We start from the raw sequence: 14,026 nt of genomic DNA on the forward strand, positions 1-14,026 counted from the left end.
AAAAAGCCGCGCACGAGAGTGCGCGGCTTTTTGTATATCTAATGGAGATTCACCGCGTGCGAGGAAGCCCGCATGTTGCGCAAGAAGACGCCGGCGACTATCGCGGCGATGGCAGCGAAGATCGCACCGAAGAAGAATGCCGCGTGATACCCGCTGTTGAGCGCGGGAACGTACTCCATGCCGTCGGCGATGAGATGCTGTGTGCGGGATGCAGCGATCGACGCGAGGACGGCAAGGCCTAATGAGCCGCCCATCATGAACGCGGTATTCACGACGCCGGATGCGAGACCGGAATCTTCTTCTTTGACATCGCTCATTGCCGCAAGAAGGACCGGATTGAATGCGAGTCCGGCACCGAGGCCGAGGAGCGACATTGCCGGCAACACGTGGATGAGGAAATTACCGTTCACCGGCGCCATCGCGAAAAGCAGCAGGCCAAGCGAGATGCTTGCCATACCGATCGTAAGCGGCCAGCGGAATCCGAAACGGTTTACCGCCCATGCGGAAAGGCCGAGGCTGAAAGCCGCCATGATGAGATTGCCCGGTAAGAAGGCGAGTCCGACTTTCAGGGGATCGTAGCCAAGGACGATCTGGAGATAGAGCGCCGAGACGAAGAACCAGCTGAACATCGCCGCCGACCACAGGATGCCAACGATGTTCGCGACGGCGACGCTTCTCAGCTTGAAGATCGAAAGCGGCATGAGGGGATGCGTGACGCGCGATTCGATCCACAAGAACGCCGCCATGAGTACCGCTGCGGCACCCAAGAAGCCGAGAGTCTCGGTGGAGAGCCAGCCTGCCTGATTGCCGCCGACGATGCCATAGACCGCGAGCATAAGTGAGGCGGTCACGGCAACCGCTCCCCAGAGATCGAGTTTGCCCGGATGATCCTCTCGACGTGAGTGCGGCAGAAGATAGAGGCAGGCGATGAAGACGCCGATACCGATCGGGATATTCACGAGGAAGTTCCAGTGCCAGTCGAAATTGCCGGTCAGTATTCCGCCAAGCAGAACGCCGACGGAGCCTCCTCCTGCGGAGATGAACCCGATGATACCCATTGCACGGGCGCGTTCCTTCGGTTCTTGGAAGAGATTCATGATGAGCGAGAGCGCGATGGCTCCGACGATCGCACCGCCGATGCCTTGAAGTGCGCGCGCCACGATAAGCGTCGTCTGGGTATCGGCGACGCCGCACGCAAGCGACGCGAGCGTGAAGATGGTGAGGCCGACGAGAAAGAGGCGGCGTTGGCCGAAGAGATCCCCCAAGCGCCCGCCTAAGAGCAGGAAGCCGGCAAAAGTGAGCATGTAGGCGTTCACGACCCACACCAGCGAGGTCTCACTGAAGCCGAGATCAGCCTTAATGGAAGGGAGTGCGACATTCACGATGGTCGTGTCGAGCACGATCATGAGATCTCCCAGGCAGAGGACTATGAGCGCGAGCCAGCGCTTATCTAGTGAAGCGAGCATGGATGATTAGTGGCCGTTGAATGCGCTCTCGAGCTTGGCGATATCGATCTTCTGCATCTGCATCATCGCTTGGAGTGCGCGGTTGGATTTCTCCTGATCGGGATCACTGAGAAGTTCCATCATGCGCTTCGGGACGATCTGCCACGAGACGCCGAATTTATCCTTCACCCAGCCGCATTGGCTATCCTGCCCGCCACCCGCAGTGAGCTTCTGCCAGATGGCATCGGTCTCGGCCTGATCGGCAGTCTCGATGACAAGGGAGCCTCCTTCGTTGAAGGTGAAGTGGTGTCCCGTATGTGCGCTGTCCATCGCGGTGAGCCACTGTCCGGCGAGCTTTGCTTCGCCGAACATGAGAGTGCCTTCCTTGTCGTGTGGCATTCCAGCAGGATATTTCGCGAGTTGTCCCACTTTCGAATCACCGCCGAATACGGAGACATACAGATTGAGTGCTTCTTCAGCGTGACCCGCTGCTCTCTGGGTAAAGAGAAGCGATGGGATCATGCGTGGACGCTCTTCACCTGCAGGATCGGTAAAGATGAGCTGCCACGACGTACCGAAACGATCTTGGACCCAGCCATAGCGCTTCGAGAACGGATATTCCTGCAGCGGCATGAGGATCTTCCCGCCTTCGGTGAGCTTTGCCCACATCGCATCGATATCGCTTGCGGCGTTCGGATTATGCAGCGGATCGAAATTGACGAAGAAGGAGAGTGACGGATTCATCGTGAAGGTGGGGCCGCCGTCAAGCGCTTGAAAGGTGAGACCATCGAGTGTGAATACCGCGGTGAGGATTTTCCCACCCATACCTTCCATCGGCCCGCCCATCCCTTCCGGATAGCGCTTGATCGAATCGATCTTCGAATTCGGGAAGACAGATGTATAAAAATTGACCGCTTCTTCGCAGTTGTTGTCGAACCACAGGCACGGGGTGATCTTTTGCATAGGAAGAGTATGAGTGATGACTATTACGGATGAGTGTAGCAAATCGGTACAAAAAAACCGCCCGACCAGTCGGGGTCGGGCGGTAATCGCATCAGTTTCTGACGCGTCGGAATGTCAGGGTCGAATGCTCGTTCCATTCGCGCCCGACAGGAGTACATCCATTCCAGCGTGCAGGCGCGAGGCCGGAAAGCTCGAAGTAGTTGTCATCGAACGTGCCGGTGACTTCGTAGGTTGCGGGATTGCAGCCGGATTTGAACACGCGAGCCGTCGCGTTGATCTGATCGTCTACACCGATCCATCCATCCACGAGGATGGTGTTGTACTCGACGCCGATTCCTGGTTTCGGACGGATGTAGTTGATCGAGAAGTCGTGTTCGCCGTTCCAGTTCACCTCCACGATGGAGCCGTTGTGGTCGAAACGACCGCCGGTTTCCTGTGCGATGGCGATGCCAGCTAATGCAATAAGAGCCAGTGCGGCAGCAAATATACGCATTGAGTATCTCCTTTGTGCGTTATCTACCGCCGCGGAATATACCACGCTTCATGAAGCGTCGCCACTGAGTTATTGGATGACGACGCTCTCAGCAACAGTGCGGATCGTATCGATATCCGCTTCGTCGGCATTCTGATTGAGGGGTGCGTGGATGACGAGGATGCTGCTTCCGGATGCGCTCGATTGGCGCTGGAAGACGAAGTACGGGCCCTTGGTGAATCCAGTCATGTTACCGCTCGGGAACTCCTTCAGCTCTGCTTTGAGATAGAGCTCGGTACCGACGAGTCCGCCGGTGCGGAACTCTTCAGAGCTTTCGATGCCGGTGCAGGAGATGCTCGCATTCGGCCCATCTGCAGCGCAGAGGTTTGAAAGGTCGCGGGCAACCGCATCGAGGAATGTTTCCCCCGCCTGGCCGCGCACCGTCATTGCGCGTAGCTCGACAACGCCGCTCACCATATCACCATCGATATGCCCGAAGACGACGTTCTCAGGAAGGTATTCCTTTATATCGAGTCCTTCAGGGACGGTGACCGTGTATTCGTAGACGTCATTGTGATAACTGCTCGTTTCCGCTTTCTGGGAATTGGCAGGAAAGGGGAGTGGGCTGAAATAACCGAAGATGACAAGGCCGATGAAAAGAAGTCCGAGGAAAAAGAGTGCTACGTATCTCATCGGGCGATTGTACCTGATGGGGCCCATAACGAAAGCGGCCCGCCAGAGGCGGACCGTTTCCTATTGGCGCTTTGCGCGCTTCTTCGTACCTTTCTTCGCACGGCGAGCCGTGAGCATCGCAGCTTTTATCTGCAACCTCTTTTTCGTCTTGCGCGAGTGCGACTTCTTCCTCTCGATCGGAGAGATTCGTCCTACGCTCATAGCGGGAGTATACACGTAACGCGATAAATCGGAAGCGCAATCACTTGGATTTCTTGTTGAGAACGTACTTCATCGAACGGCTCATCGGCTTATCGGTGCGATGGATGCAGCCGACCCAGCAGCACGGACGACGCATACTACCTTTCATTTTTGAGATCGCTTTCTCGATGCGGATGCCGCGCGTCTCGGCCTTCTTGCCGGATATCACCCAGCAGATCCATTCATTGCGCGCGAGCGGTGAAATGTCCTGCCAGAGCGCAAGCACTTTGGGAGTCGTCTGAATTGCCTTCCGGAGATCTGCAGGAAGGGGATGGGCGGTGCCGCCGGAGAGAGTCATGATTCATTTTACCAATCAGCCGGTAATAAAAGAATTTTAGCTGCAAAAAATCACTAACCTACGAACGCTTAAATACTAACTGTTGTCGCGTTTCTACGCGAAAATCGTCAACGCTTCGATCTGGTGTAAAAATTGCACTCCCTGACAATTGTTTCCCTCCATTTGCGACACGTAGAAGAAAGGCTCCCGTACCAGTGCGGTCTTTTCTTTGCGCCGAATATGTAAACAAAAGATAATTGTCACGAATTTCACCTCGTAAAGTGAAGTAGTTTGAATAAATTTCCTCTTCACCTGCAGTAGTTTTTGCAAAAAAAGTGCCAGTTACCTCATGAGCCTTCTGTTCAAGATCTAGGGAAACCTCGAATGTCATGCTCTTGGTCGGGGAAACTTGGGTTGTCTGTTTATGGCTCCAATTGCCATCAACTTTAACCCCTCGATATACAAGGTGTCGAAACCAAGGGAGTACCACTCGACCAAAGAACACGGTCGCAAGACCTAGAATTACAGCAGTTATGATGCCGCTTGCGATCCCGATTAATATTGAAATCGAGACCTCCAGGATATTCATGCTCCGCGGGTAGGACTCGAACCTACAGCCAACTCGTTAACAGCGAGCTGCTCTACCATTGAGCTACCGCGGAATGTGGCCGTATTCTAGCGCAGAAATGGCTCTTTGCAATGACAAAACCCCGCAGTAATGCGGGGTTTTGTGGCTCAATATTGTCGCCAACTTACTGGGTGCGAGCGGCGAGGAGCTGCTGGATCTGAGCGAGGATCACATTGAGCTTCTTGGTGAGCTCGTCGATGAGCGCCTGGTTCGGATTCACACCGCCTGGGCAGACGTTGAGGAGCGCGCGGGTCTTGGGGCCCGCCATGCCGACCTGTTCGAGGCCGTTAGCCTTCTGGAAGCTGATGACAGCTGCCTGGGTCGCTGGGCCGAAGTTGCCGTTCGCTGCTGCGGTCATATGTCCCTTTGCGGCGAGTGCCTTCTGGAGTTCCAAGACATCATCACCGCGCATGCCGAACGAGAGATTGCGGGTGAATTGGTAGCAGGTGCCGGTTGCTGCGCCGAGGACCTGCGGAATAGCTGGTCCGCCACCGCCACCTCCGCCGCCACGGCTGCCACCACCACCGGATGTCGGAGCAGGAGTGCTGCTACCTCCGCCGGTCGTCTGATCGACACACTGGCCATCCTGGATCACTTTGCCTGACAGGACTTCAGACTGATCGCCATCGATATTCGGGCAGACGTCGGTCGGGGTCTCTTCTTCGTTGTTGCCGTCATTCTCGCAGACATCGTGTGCACCGACGAAGATGCCTGATGAGCAGGTCGGAGTGATGAATTCGACGTCGACGCTCACGAACTCATCAAACGTGCCGAGGAATGCGAGGAGGCCTTCGAGCGATGAATACTGTTCGAGGAGTTCATCAATGAGATCTGCGATATTCGACGGGAATCCTGCGATGCCGACGAAAATGCTGATGTTCATACACTTATCGACGCCGCCGCCGACGAAGTTCATGCCTTCAGGGCAGTCGGGGGATTCGTAGGTGATGAGATTTACCGTCGCGATGTTGCTCGTGGAGGAGCCGTCATTAACCCAGAAGGTGAAGGAATCGCTTCCGAAGAAGTCTTCGTCCGGCGTGTAGGTGAGAAGAGGTGCGGTGCCGGAGAGTTCACCATCCTGCGGATTGTTGACCGTGAAGACGAACGCTTCGCCGGAGAAGTCGTCCTCGTCTGAGTAATCGAGCGTGAAGTCTGCCCATCCGTTGACGGGTACGAGAACGGTCATGTCGTTCGCCGTCGGGGTGACGTTCTTCGGTTCGAGATCGTAAATGGTGGTGTCGGTGTTGATGCCGCTCTTCGTGACGACCTTCACGTTGTCGAGATAGCCGCTGACGCCTGCATCGCCAAGACTCGTGTCACCTACGTTGATGGCCACGACGCGGATGCTGGAGCCTGCGCTCAGTGCATTCATGCCAGCCGGGGAAGACGGGCAGGTGAATGGCGATGCTTGGCCGCCGGTGCGCGTCGTTACCGGATAGCTCTGCGTCGGATCGAAGGTGACCGTCGTGAACGCACCGGTCGAGCCTGTGGTCGGGACGACGTTGTAGCGGCAGTCGTAGAATTTCGTCGAAGACGAGACGCCGAAGTTGGCATACACATTCATGTAGAACTGCTCTTCGACATCCGCGCTCGGAGCGGCGATCTTGAAGTCGTACGAGATGCTGCCGATCTCCGAGATCTTCTTCAGAAGAAACAGTTCGCCGATGAACTTATTGCTTGCCGTCGTGCTCGAGATGGGGGAGACGAAGAGGCTGCCGGTGCCGATGGATGCCGCACCGGTGTTGAAGGCGAACGGCGATGCGGTCGAAGTGTCGCGGTTGAACATCCAGCCGAGGGCGTTCTCTGCCGCGGAAGTGTTGCCGGAGATTTTCACCGTGTCGGACGAATTGACCGGCGTAGCGGTCGATGAGGTCAGAGTAATGTCATCAATGAGGAAGCCGACGCCGAGGGTCGCAGGAGCAGCGGTACCGCCCGCACGGAAGAGCAGGGAATCGACGGTGCGACTCTCATCAGCGAGCGACGGATTCGATTCGTTATCGAAGCGGAAGTAGTTCTCCCAGGTCGTTCCCGTATGGACAAGGTTGCCGTCGATGTAGATCTTCACGATGTCGTTCGACGGACCATCGACGAAATCGATGACGAATTTCGCCGTGTGTGCGGACTCGCGCGAGAGATCGTTTGCTACGAGGGTCGGCGTAAAGACCGCTGGGTCGATGACGCTCTGGACGTCGTAGAAATTGACATCGATACCTTCTGCCGTGTCAGCGAAGCTGAGATAACTCATGCGCGCGCCGTCGCCGCGGTCGGGAGAGACCGAGAGAAAGAGTCCCGGCTGATAGGTGGTGGTTGCCGCTTTGATCTTGAACTCGGCTTCAAAGTGGTTCTGGCGTGCGCCGCCGGATTGGCCGCCGCTCACAGCCTGTGCATCACCCGCTTCGTCAGTAAGCGAGGTGGTGAAGGTCTGATCGCCGAAACTGCCGCTGGTTACGGCATTCGAGAAACGGAGCGACTTGGAGCCTGAGAGTACCGAGGATTCGACGACTTCGACATCGTAGCTACCGGTCTTCGTCCAGCCGTTTTGGCCGTTGATGGCGCCGGTTGCGTAGCTTTCGAAATCAATGCTAAGAGTGTCAGCCTCGACTAAAAGCGGAGCGAATGCAAAGCTGGCGCTGATAACGAGCGACATGACGAAGAGCGTCAGGGCGCGGGAGTTCTTTACGAGATCCATAGTATGTTTTCTTATTAAGATTCCCCAAATCCATTAAAGAAAGAGCTAAAACGAAACGATTCTTGCCTAATGACAAGAATCGTTTCTGAGCTTTCGCTCGGACCCCGTAGTTCTACAACTTTGAGAGGAAAGGGCAATGCTGGGTTATGTTCCGAAATGATTATTTACATTTCGCAAATTGTGTGGCAAAGAAATAACCCCAGACAAGCATGTTCAGGAAAAACACATCAGGTGCAGGTATATACTAGATGATTATGACTAACACTCCTTCCGTATGGATCTGAGAATAAAAACGAGCGATTACGAGATGCCACGTGAGGTCGCCGACTACCTCGATGACAAGATCGATTCCATACAGAAACTGCTCGCCGCCGATGCGGAGACCGCTCGTTGCGAAGTGGAGCTTGGGCGGCATGTCGGAAGCTCACAGCAAGGCGATGTATGGCGCGCGGAAATCATCGTGCATCGCAACGGCCAGCGGCATGTCGCCTCGGCGACCGGGGAAAGCATCAACGCAGCCATTGATGTAGCGAAGGATGAGATCCTCCAGCAACTTCGCAAGAGCAAGGGAAGAAGCTTTGCGATGGCGAGAAGGATGGCAGGTCGTCTCAAGAGGATGGCACGCTGGGCATAACAGAGAAAGCGCGTCATGTGCATGACGCGCTTTGTATTTTGAAGGCCGCGGGCCTTCAGGCGATAGTGCCGGTCAGATAGTGACCGACGTTCTTCTTGTCGACGATTATTGCTGCCCAAGCGTTACCGAGTGTGGTGACCGTCATCTCGAAAATGTCGAGACACTTATCTTTGGCTGCCTTATGGGCCGCTTCCACGCTCTTCTGATCGCTGGGGACAGGACCTTCATCGTCCATATCCGGGCGCATTTCACATACTCCTTACCCTATATTGTGAGCAAGCCCCACCGCCACTCTGCGGCATGGGCGATGAAGAGTCAATGAGCTATTCACACCCGCTTTTTAGAGCGGTCGGGCGCCGGAATTGAGGAAATCCTTGTAGGACATCGCGGGTTTACCTTCCGGCTTTACCGTCTCGAGCACTAATTTGCCGTTCTCGATGTGCGCATCGATGATGACGACACGGAGTTTTTCACCATTGCGGTCGAAAAAAGCGAACGTACCGGGCCAGCCATCGAACGCGCGGATCTTCAAGAGGTTGTGATACGCGTCGGCTTTTAAATCGATCTCTCCCTCTTCTTTCAAAAAGATCTTGCAGTACGTAGCCTCTGAATGATCCTGCTCCTGCGGTGTGATTTCTCCCGAAAAATATCTCGGTAACACTTCTGCGAGAAGCTCTGCTCCTTCGCGTGCCAGAAGCGCATCAAGTTCCGTTCCTTTCGGCGGCCATTCGGGGACGCTCACTTCTTTCTGGCCGATAAGCGGCCCGTGATCCATCTTGTCATCGAGGATCATGATGGAGACACCGACCTCTTTCTCGTCGTTGAGGATCGCAGAACGGATCGGAGACGGACCGCGGAGTTTCGGCAGCAGCGACGGGTGCAGATTGATGGTGCCGAACTTCGGGATATCAAGCAGGGCTTGCGGAAGGATCTTTCCATACGATGCGACGACGAACGCGTCCCATGAGTCTTTCTGTAATTCAGAAAGGAATGCGTCATCGATCTTCTCTGGTTGCAGCACGGGGATGTCGCGTGCGAGAGCCCATGCTTTTTCGGGAGAGGGGATGACATTCTTCTTGCGATCAAGACGATCTTTACCGGCAACAATAAGTTGTGGCGTGAGTCCTGCGACTTCGAGCGCGTTCAATACCTCTTCCGCGAGTGGGAAGGTGCCGAAGAAGACGAGCTTACTCCTGCCCGGTGTCGCGTTCGTCATAGAGTTCTTTCGCCTTATCTATATAAAGGACACCGTTGAGATGATCCATCTCGTGCTGGAAGATATGTGCGAGAAGTCCGGAGGCGCCGCGGGTGAAGGCTTTGCCGTGCTCGTCGTAGGCTTTGATCGTCGCTTTCTCGGCGCGCGGGACCATACCCCATTTGCCACGCACCGAAAGGCAGCCTTCGTGCTTGTCTTTCTTGCCACGCGAGACTTTCGTGAGCTGGGGATTGATGTATACCTGATCGGTCTCAGGCATGCCCGCCTCCGGAACATCTTCTTCTGCATCTTTTTTCGCACGCTTACGGACGGAACCGGCGACGATGAACAGACGAAGCGTTTCGCCGACCTGCGGTGCAGCGAGAGCGACGCCGTACTTTTCTTTCGCAAGAAGTGCTTTCATGTCAGCGATGAGCTGTTGGATAGCAGGACTCCCGATATCTTTCTTCGGGATGTCATGCGCCTCTGCGCGGAGCGCCGGGTGGCCGTCTTGTACGATGTCTCGCTTCATGTAGCGAAATATACCGTCTGTAGAGCCAAAAGAAAAACGGTCCGGGGAAGAGAGTCCCGGACCGTTTTGCGGGAGATGACCTCCTCGGCACTGACCGCAGCTTTACCCGCTGGGTATCAGTGATCCGTACTATCATCCCACCTCGATGCGTGACGCCGCCGCATTGGTAACGAAACGTCTCCGCATCGCATCGCAGGCGTCCCTGCGATGTAATCTCTGCAGCCACTATATCCATGGTTTTTTCACATGCAAGGGTAGAATGGAGGTATGCGACACATCGGTGCATCACTGCGACAGAGCCGCGCACGTATCCGCGAGACCGAACGGGGCGAGCTCATGACGTACTTCAAGGACCGTCTGAATGCCTCGCGACAGCGTGACGGCCTCGAACTCATCACGATGCCGCGCATGGGAAAGATTCTGGAAGGCATCCCGACGAAAGATCTCTACTATCTGAAGCGCGTCTGTGATGATGCGGGTAATTTCAGTAAAAAGTTCTGGTGGTTGTTGGATCCAAGAAAACACGAGGAGACATCAGATGGCAAACGGATCCTCCCACGCGAATAAGAGAGACCAGAACGGGAAAGGGGTCGGGAAAACACCTTGTTTTCCCGTGTCGGAAGGCAGGTCGCTTGCGACCGTTGGAAAACCGAGGGTTTCCAAGGGGTTCTGGTGGCTACTCGACCCGAAGAAGCACGAGGAAACATCCGACGGAAAGCGGGTGCTACCGCGAGAATGAGTGGACAAAGTCAATTTGTGGGGTATAGTATTTTCCGGTTAAGTCAGTTGCAGGAGGGAACCGATGACAGACAGGGTAGCCGTTCTTGAGATCCGGGAGCGCGCAACGCGATGGAAGAGGGATGCAGTTCAACTGAAGAGAACTGCCGTCGAGCTTGATGCAACGAATCCTGATCATGCCGCGATATGTCGGCGGGACGCGGAAACGTTGAACAAGCTCGCGCTCAGAGAAGAAGAGCTTGCCGCCGTTCTGAGAAGCTAAAGTACCGTGTAATAAAAGGCGTCGCTTTGCGGCGTCTTTTCTTTTTTCCCTCGGCGTCTACAATGCGACAACTACGGTATGTCCTTCTTCAAGCCGAAACTCGGGATCGACCTCGGAACGACGACCGTCCTCGTATTCGTTCCCGCCCGCGGCATCGTGCTGCATGAGCCGTCCGTGGTTGCGGTCTCTTTGGGAGATAACCGCATCCTCGCGGTCGGTAATGATGCTAAGGAGATGATCGGTCGTACGCCGGATGCGATCCGCGCCTATCGTCCGATGAAAGACGGCGTCATCGCGGATTATCGTGTGACCGAAGCGATGCTCCGCTACTACATCCGCAAAGCCTTGGGGCGTTGGAATCTCTTCCGACCGGAAGTCATGGTCTCGGTGCCGGCAGGTGTTACTTCTACGGAGCGACGCGCCGTCGTCGAGGCGGCAACGAAAGCCGGCGCGCGCCAAGCGTATGTCGTGAAGGAACCGATCCTCGCGGCGATCGGTGCGGGCATTCCGATCTACGAAGCGCGTGGACACATGGTCGTCGACATCGGTGGCGGTACGACCGACGTCGCCGTCATCTCGCTCGGCGGCATCGTCGCATCGACGTCGGTGAAGTGTGCCGGTAACCGCATCGATCATGCGATCGCCGATTACATCAAGAAGAATTTCAATCTCTCCGTGGGAGATAAGATGGCTGAGCAGATCAAGATCGCGATCGGCTCCGCGGTGCCGGTAGAAGGGGAGCTCACCATGAAAGTGAAAGGTCGTGATTCGCTCACGGGTCTTCCGCGTACGCTCGAACTCGGCACGAACGAGATCGTGAAAGCGATCTCGAAGGAATTGAGAATCATGATCGGCGCGATCAAGGACGTCTTGCAGGAGACACCGCCTGAGCTCGCATCGGATATCATCGACAACGGCATCACCCTCACGGGCGGTTCGTCGCAGCTGCGCAATCTCACGGAACTCATCCTGCGTCGCACGGGCGTCAAAGCGCAGGTCGCGAAGGACGCGCCGTTCTGCGTGGCGAAGGGAACCGGCGAAGCCCTGAAGCATCTCGATGTATATAAGAAGGCGATCATCTCGAAGCGTTAAGAAGATTTGCGGAAATAAAAATTTCGTGCTATAATAATTACAGTGCAATCGAACGGAGGAAGGAATGAAAAGTGTTCGAATGTATCACGATCCGCTTGATCCCACTCGTGAAGTAAGTACGCGTGATCCGTGGATCAGCCAGGGGGCATATGGCGAGGTCGTGCAGAAAATGCCGATCCCGTGCACTGACTCGGTGTTTACCGTGCAGAACGACAATGCCCTCTACCTCGCGATGCGTAGCGTGTATCCGATGAAAGGTATCTGGTGTTTCGGCGGCCGCATTTCGTTCAACGATCGTTCGCTCGAGGAGGCGGTGGCACGGTGCATCGATCTGGAGACCGGGTATCGTATCCCGGTCGAGCGATTCGAGTTTGTCGTTACCCACTACTATACGTGGGTGAAGACCGCCCAAGGAGACTTCGGCGGAAAGAACCTTGCGGTTACTTTCAATTGCAAGGTCACCCCGTCGGAACTTGATCTCATGCGCTCAGGGCTCGTGGCGAGCGAATACGATCGCTCGTTCGGCATTCAGCGTTTCGATCGGAAACGCCTGAAAGACGAAAACGCGCATCCGGCGATGCTGGATATCTTCGACGATCTTTTCAAGTAAGGGATGATCATGAGCAAGACTCGAACGGTTAAGGGTCCGGATGGACAATCCATAACCATCGCGGATCTGCCATCGCCGGATACGAAGCGATGGGTGATCAAGAAGAAGGCGATCGTCGTAGCGGCGGTGAGCGGTGGACTTCTCACCATCGCCGAAGCATGCGAGCGGTATTCGCTCAGTCTCGAAGAATTCCTCGCGTGGAAACGGGCGATCGAAAAACATGGCACGCCCGGCCTGCGCTCGACGAAACTGCAGCAGTATCGGAACGGACACGAATAACTACAAAGGCGGACCAATGGTCCGCCTTTTCTTATTCCTTCTTCTTAAGTTTCTCGATGTCGATGAGGAGACGCTGGAGATCGTGATGGATGGCATCGAGCGTTTCCTTATGTGCCTTTTCGCGCTTCTCGTCTTCCTTCTCTTCCTCCTCCTCGTCTTCAGACATCTCTTCGACGTCCTCGGAGATCTCCTCCACGTCTTCCGAGATCTCCTCCACGTCTTCCTGGAGTTCCTCCATGTCTTCCTGGATCTCCCCGACATCTTCGGAGATCTCCTCGACGTCTTCCTGGATCTCACCGATGTCTTCGGTGAGTTCTTCGACGTCCTGACTGACCTCGGCGATCGATTGCGATTGGTAGTTGATCGTCATCTGGATGAAGAGCGCGAGGTAGATCGCTTCAAGTGAGACGATCGTCGTGAGAAGAAGGAGCATGCGGTCGAAATCGACGAGACCCCAGAATGCGAGAAGGAAGCTCCCCAAGAAGAGGAGCGAATGGACGACGATCGATGCAGGAGAACCGACCGCTTTGGTTATCTGCAGTGCGGTCTTCTCGAGCTGTTTCGGGTCGGTCATGCGGTGAGTATACTGTGTCGATGGCAAAAACGGATGCGCGTGCCGCGTACGTCGGTGCATATCTCATCGAAGGAGCGGCTGAGGCGCTTGAGCAGCTCGTCGACAAGCTTGCCGATGACGGGATCATCGAGCGCGGCAATCCGGATCTCTTCCTGCGGGCATATCGCAGTTTCGGTATCGATGATGCGCGCGATATCCGCGATCGGGCCCAACGCAAAGCCGTGACGCGCGACGGACGCGTCTTCGCATTCTTCGCGCCCGGAATGACCACGGACGCACAGAATGCACTCCTCAAGGTATTAGAAGAACCGCCGGCGGGAGCGATCTTCTTCCTTATCGTGCCGTCCCCGCACCTTCTCCTGCCGACGCTGCGCAGCCGCATGCAGACGATGCGTCTCGAAGGGAAGCGCGTCGATACCGAAGCGGATGCGTTCCTCGCGGCCACACCACCCAAGAGACTGGAGATGCTGAAAACCATCTACGAGCACGAAGACGATGAGGGGCGCGACATGGGCAAGGTCTTAGCCTTCTTGGAAGGACTTGAAGCGCGCTTCGCGAAAGAGAAACCGACGCCGACGCGGCAAGCAGGACTCCTCGCGATCTATCGTGCGCGTAAATACGCATCGGATAAGGGGTCGCTCCTGAAGCCGTTGTTAGAACAGATCGCGCTTCTTATGCCGCGTATTTAGAGGTAGTATTCAAT

Annotated in this window: 19 protein-coding genes and 1 tRNA gene; 7 read left to right on the forward strand and 13 right to left on the reverse strand. The window is 55.6% G+C overall.

Annotation, left to right across the window (positions count from 1 at the left end):
- Window positions 1-38: 38 nt before the first annotated feature.
- The 9 genes from JNK62_03290 to JNK62_03330 all read right to left on the reverse strand — a co-directional run bounded on the left by JNK62_03290 (window position 39) and on the right by JNK62_03330 (window position 7,407).
- On the reverse strand, window positions 39-1,466 hold the full coding sequence (locus JNK62_03290) for a DHA2 family efflux MFS transporter permease subunit (protein MBL8158532.1): 1,428 nt from the start codon (window positions 1,464-1,466) through the stop codon (window positions 39-41).
- 6 nt (window positions 1,467-1,472) lie between these two features.
- Window positions 1,473-2,426 carry a VOC family protein gene (locus JNK62_03295; protein MBL8158533.1) on the reverse strand — a complete coding sequence of 318 codons (954 nt, stop codon included), beginning with the start codon at window positions 2,424-2,426 and terminating at the stop codon, window positions 1,473-1,475.
- Window positions 2,427-2,499: 73 nt separating this feature from the next.
- Window positions 2,500-2,901, reverse strand: a complete 402-nt coding sequence (locus JNK62_03300; protein ID MBL8158534.1) for a hypothetical protein — start codon at window positions 2,899-2,901, stop codon at window positions 2,500-2,502.
- Between the two features lie 69 nt (window positions 2,902-2,970).
- The gene (locus JNK62_03305; GenBank protein MBL8158535.1) at window positions 2,971-3,573 is read right to left on the reverse strand and encodes a hypothetical protein; all 603 of its coding nucleotides are present in this window, start codon (window positions 3,571-3,573) and stop codon (window positions 2,971-2,973) included.
- A 60-nt stretch (window positions 3,574-3,633) separates the two neighbouring features.
- Complete coding sequence (locus JNK62_03310; GenBank protein ID MBL8158536.1) at window positions 3,634-3,774, reverse strand: hypothetical protein; 141 nt, start codon at window positions 3,772-3,774, stop codon at window positions 3,634-3,636.
- A 40-nt stretch (window positions 3,775-3,814) separates the two neighbouring features.
- Window positions 3,815-4,111 carry a YdeI/OmpD-associated family protein gene (locus JNK62_03315; GenBank protein ID MBL8158537.1) on the reverse strand — a complete coding sequence of 99 codons (297 nt, stop codon included), beginning with the start codon at window positions 4,109-4,111 and terminating at the stop codon, window positions 3,815-3,817.
- Window positions 4,112-4,169: 58 nt separating this feature from the next.
- Window positions 4,170-4,679, reverse strand: a complete 510-nt coding sequence (locus JNK62_03320) for a hypothetical protein (protein ID MBL8158538.1) — start codon at window positions 4,677-4,679, stop codon at window positions 4,170-4,172.
- A 1-nt stretch (window position 4,680) separates the two neighbouring features.
- A tRNA-Asn gene (locus JNK62_03325) sits at window positions 4,681-4,752 on the reverse strand.
- A 90-nt stretch (window positions 4,753-4,842) separates the two neighbouring features.
- Entirely contained in the window at window positions 4,843-7,407 is a 2,565-nt protein-coding gene (locus tag JNK62_03330) for a peptidoglycan-binding protein (protein MBL8158539.1), read from the reverse strand.
- 274 nt (window positions 7,408-7,681) lie between these two features.
- Here JNK62_03330 and JNK62_03335 point away from each other — a divergent pair, with 274 nt between their 5' ends.
- Window positions 7,682-8,041: an HPF/RaiA family ribosome-associated protein gene (locus tag JNK62_03335; GenBank protein ID MBL8158540.1), complete on the forward strand. Its 360-nt coding sequence runs from the start codon at window positions 7,682-7,684 to the stop codon at window positions 8,039-8,041.
- A gap of 55 nt (window positions 8,042-8,096) precedes the next feature.
- Here JNK62_03335 and JNK62_03340 read toward each other — a convergent pair whose 3' ends face one another.
- From JNK62_03340 to def, 3 genes are all read right to left on the reverse strand, one after another.
- Window positions 8,097-8,276: a hypothetical protein gene (locus JNK62_03340; protein ID MBL8158541.1), complete on the reverse strand. Its 180-nt coding sequence runs from the start codon at window positions 8,274-8,276 to the stop codon at window positions 8,097-8,099.
- Between the two features lie 105 nt (window positions 8,277-8,381).
- Window positions 8,382-9,257, reverse strand: a complete 876-nt coding sequence (locus JNK62_03345) for a methionyl-tRNA formyltransferase (GenBank protein ID MBL8158542.1) — start codon at window positions 9,255-9,257, stop codon at window positions 8,382-8,384.
- Complete coding sequence (def, locus tag JNK62_03350; GenBank protein ID MBL8158543.1) at window positions 9,229-9,768, reverse strand: peptide deformylase; 540 nt, start codon at window positions 9,766-9,768, stop codon at window positions 9,229-9,231. The genes JNK62_03345 and def overlap by 29 nt, the downstream gene beginning before the upstream one ends.
- 267 nt (window positions 9,769-10,035) lie before the next feature.
- Between def and JNK62_03355 the strand changes: the two genes are divergently transcribed.
- The 5 genes from JNK62_03355 (at window position 10,036) to JNK62_03375 (ending at window position 12,749) form a co-directional block, all read left to right on the forward strand.
- Window positions 10,036-10,335 (forward strand): hypothetical protein, encoded by a 300-nt coding sequence (locus tag JNK62_03355; GenBank protein ID MBL8158544.1) that lies wholly within the window; start codon window positions 10,036-10,038, stop codon window positions 10,333-10,335.
- 235 nt (window positions 10,336-10,570) lie between these two features.
- Window positions 10,571-10,768, forward strand: a complete 198-nt coding sequence (locus tag JNK62_03360; protein MBL8158545.1) for a hypothetical protein — start codon at window positions 10,571-10,573, stop codon at window positions 10,766-10,768.
- Between the two features lie 78 nt (window positions 10,769-10,846).
- Complete coding sequence (locus JNK62_03365; GenBank protein MBL8158546.1) at window positions 10,847-11,860, forward strand: rod shape-determining protein; 1,014 nt, start codon at window positions 10,847-10,849, stop codon at window positions 11,858-11,860.
- Window positions 11,861-11,924: 64 nt separating this feature from the next.
- Window positions 11,925-12,470 (forward strand): hypothetical protein, encoded by a 546-nt coding sequence (locus JNK62_03370; GenBank protein ID MBL8158547.1) that lies wholly within the window; start codon window positions 11,925-11,927, stop codon window positions 12,468-12,470.
- 3 nt (window positions 12,471-12,473) lie between these two features.
- On the forward strand, window positions 12,474-12,749 hold the full coding sequence (locus JNK62_03375) for a DUF1153 domain-containing protein (protein ID MBL8158548.1): 276 nt from the start codon (window positions 12,474-12,476) through the stop codon (window positions 12,747-12,749).
- A gap of 31 nt (window positions 12,750-12,780) precedes the next feature.
- Here JNK62_03375 and JNK62_03380 read toward each other — a convergent pair whose 3' ends face one another.
- A complete protein-coding gene (locus JNK62_03380; protein ID MBL8158549.1) occupies window positions 12,781-13,323 on the reverse strand; it encodes a DUF948 domain-containing protein in 543 nt (180 codons plus the stop codon).
- A gap of 20 nt (window positions 13,324-13,343) precedes the next feature.
- Here JNK62_03380 and JNK62_03385 point away from each other — a divergent pair, with 20 nt between their 5' ends.
- Window positions 13,344-14,012: a hypothetical protein gene (locus JNK62_03385; protein MBL8158550.1), complete on the forward strand. Its 669-nt coding sequence runs from the start codon at window positions 13,344-13,346 to the stop codon at window positions 14,010-14,012.
- The last annotated feature ends 14 nt before the right edge of the window (window positions 14,013-14,026 follow it).

The sequence above is a fragment of the bacterium genome (assembly GCA_016789445.1).
Classification (GTDB): Bacteria; Patescibacteriota; Minisyncoccia; order Phycocordibacterales; family UBA2100; genus UBA10103.

Excerpts from the sequence above, each read along its gene's own strand:
- JNK62_03290 (MBL8158532.1), bottom strand. The coding sequence starts at position 1,466 with ATGCTCGCTTCACTAGATAAGCGCTGGCTCGCGCTCATAGTCCTCTGC.
- JNK62_03300 (MBL8158534.1), bottom strand. The coding sequence starts at position 2,901 with ATGCGTATATTTGCTGCCGCACTGGCTCTTATTGCATTAGCTGGCATC.
- JNK62_03305 (MBL8158535.1), bottom strand. The coding sequence starts at position 3,573 with ATGAGATACGTAGCACTCTTTTTCCTCGGACTTCTTTTCATCGGCCTT.
- JNK62_03310 (MBL8158536.1), bottom strand. The coding sequence starts at position 3,774 with ATGAGCGTAGGACGAATCTCTCCGATCGAGAGGAAGAAGTCGCACTCG.
- JNK62_03315 (MBL8158537.1), bottom strand. The coding sequence starts at position 4,111 with ATGACTCTCTCCGGCGGCACCGCCCATCCCCTTCCTGCAGATCTCCGG.
- JNK62_03320 (MBL8158538.1), bottom strand. The coding sequence starts at position 4,679 with ATGAATATCCTGGAGGTCTCGATTTCAATATTAATCGGGATCGCAAGC.
- JNK62_03330 (MBL8158539.1), bottom strand. The coding sequence starts at position 7,407 with ATGGATCTCGTAAAGAACTCCCGCGCCCTGACGCTCTTCGTCATGTCG.
- JNK62_03335 (MBL8158540.1), top strand. The coding sequence starts at position 7,682 with ATGGATCTGAGAATAAAAACGAGCGATTACGAGATGCCACGTGAGGTC.
- JNK62_03340 (MBL8158541.1), bottom strand. The coding sequence starts at position 8,276 with ATGGACGATGAAGGTCCTGTCCCCAGCGATCAGAAGAGCGTGGAAGCG.
- JNK62_03345 (MBL8158542.1), bottom strand. The coding sequence starts at position 9,257 with ATGACGAACGCGACACCGGGCAGGAGTAAGCTCGTCTTCTTCGGCACC.
- def (MBL8158543.1), bottom strand. The coding sequence starts at position 9,768 with ATGAAGCGAGACATCGTACAAGACGGCCACCCGGCGCTCCGCGCAGAG.
- JNK62_03355 (MBL8158544.1), top strand. The coding sequence starts at position 10,036 with ATGCGACACATCGGTGCATCACTGCGACAGAGCCGCGCACGTATCCGC.
- JNK62_03360 (MBL8158545.1), top strand. The coding sequence starts at position 10,571 with ATGACAGACAGGGTAGCCGTTCTTGAGATCCGGGAGCGCGCAACGCGA.
- JNK62_03365 (MBL8158546.1), top strand. The coding sequence starts at position 10,847 with ATGTCCTTCTTCAAGCCGAAACTCGGGATCGACCTCGGAACGACGACC.
- JNK62_03370 (MBL8158547.1), top strand. The coding sequence starts at position 11,925 with ATGAAAAGTGTTCGAATGTATCACGATCCGCTTGATCCCACTCGTGAA.
- JNK62_03375 (MBL8158548.1), top strand. The coding sequence starts at position 12,474 with ATGATCATGAGCAAGACTCGAACGGTTAAGGGTCCGGATGGACAATCC.
- JNK62_03380 (MBL8158549.1), bottom strand. The coding sequence starts at position 13,323 with ATGACCGACCCGAAACAGCTCGAGAAGACCGCACTGCAGATAACCAAA.
- JNK62_03385 (MBL8158550.1), top strand. The coding sequence starts at position 13,344 with ATGGCAAAAACGGATGCGCGTGCCGCGTACGTCGGTGCATATCTCATC.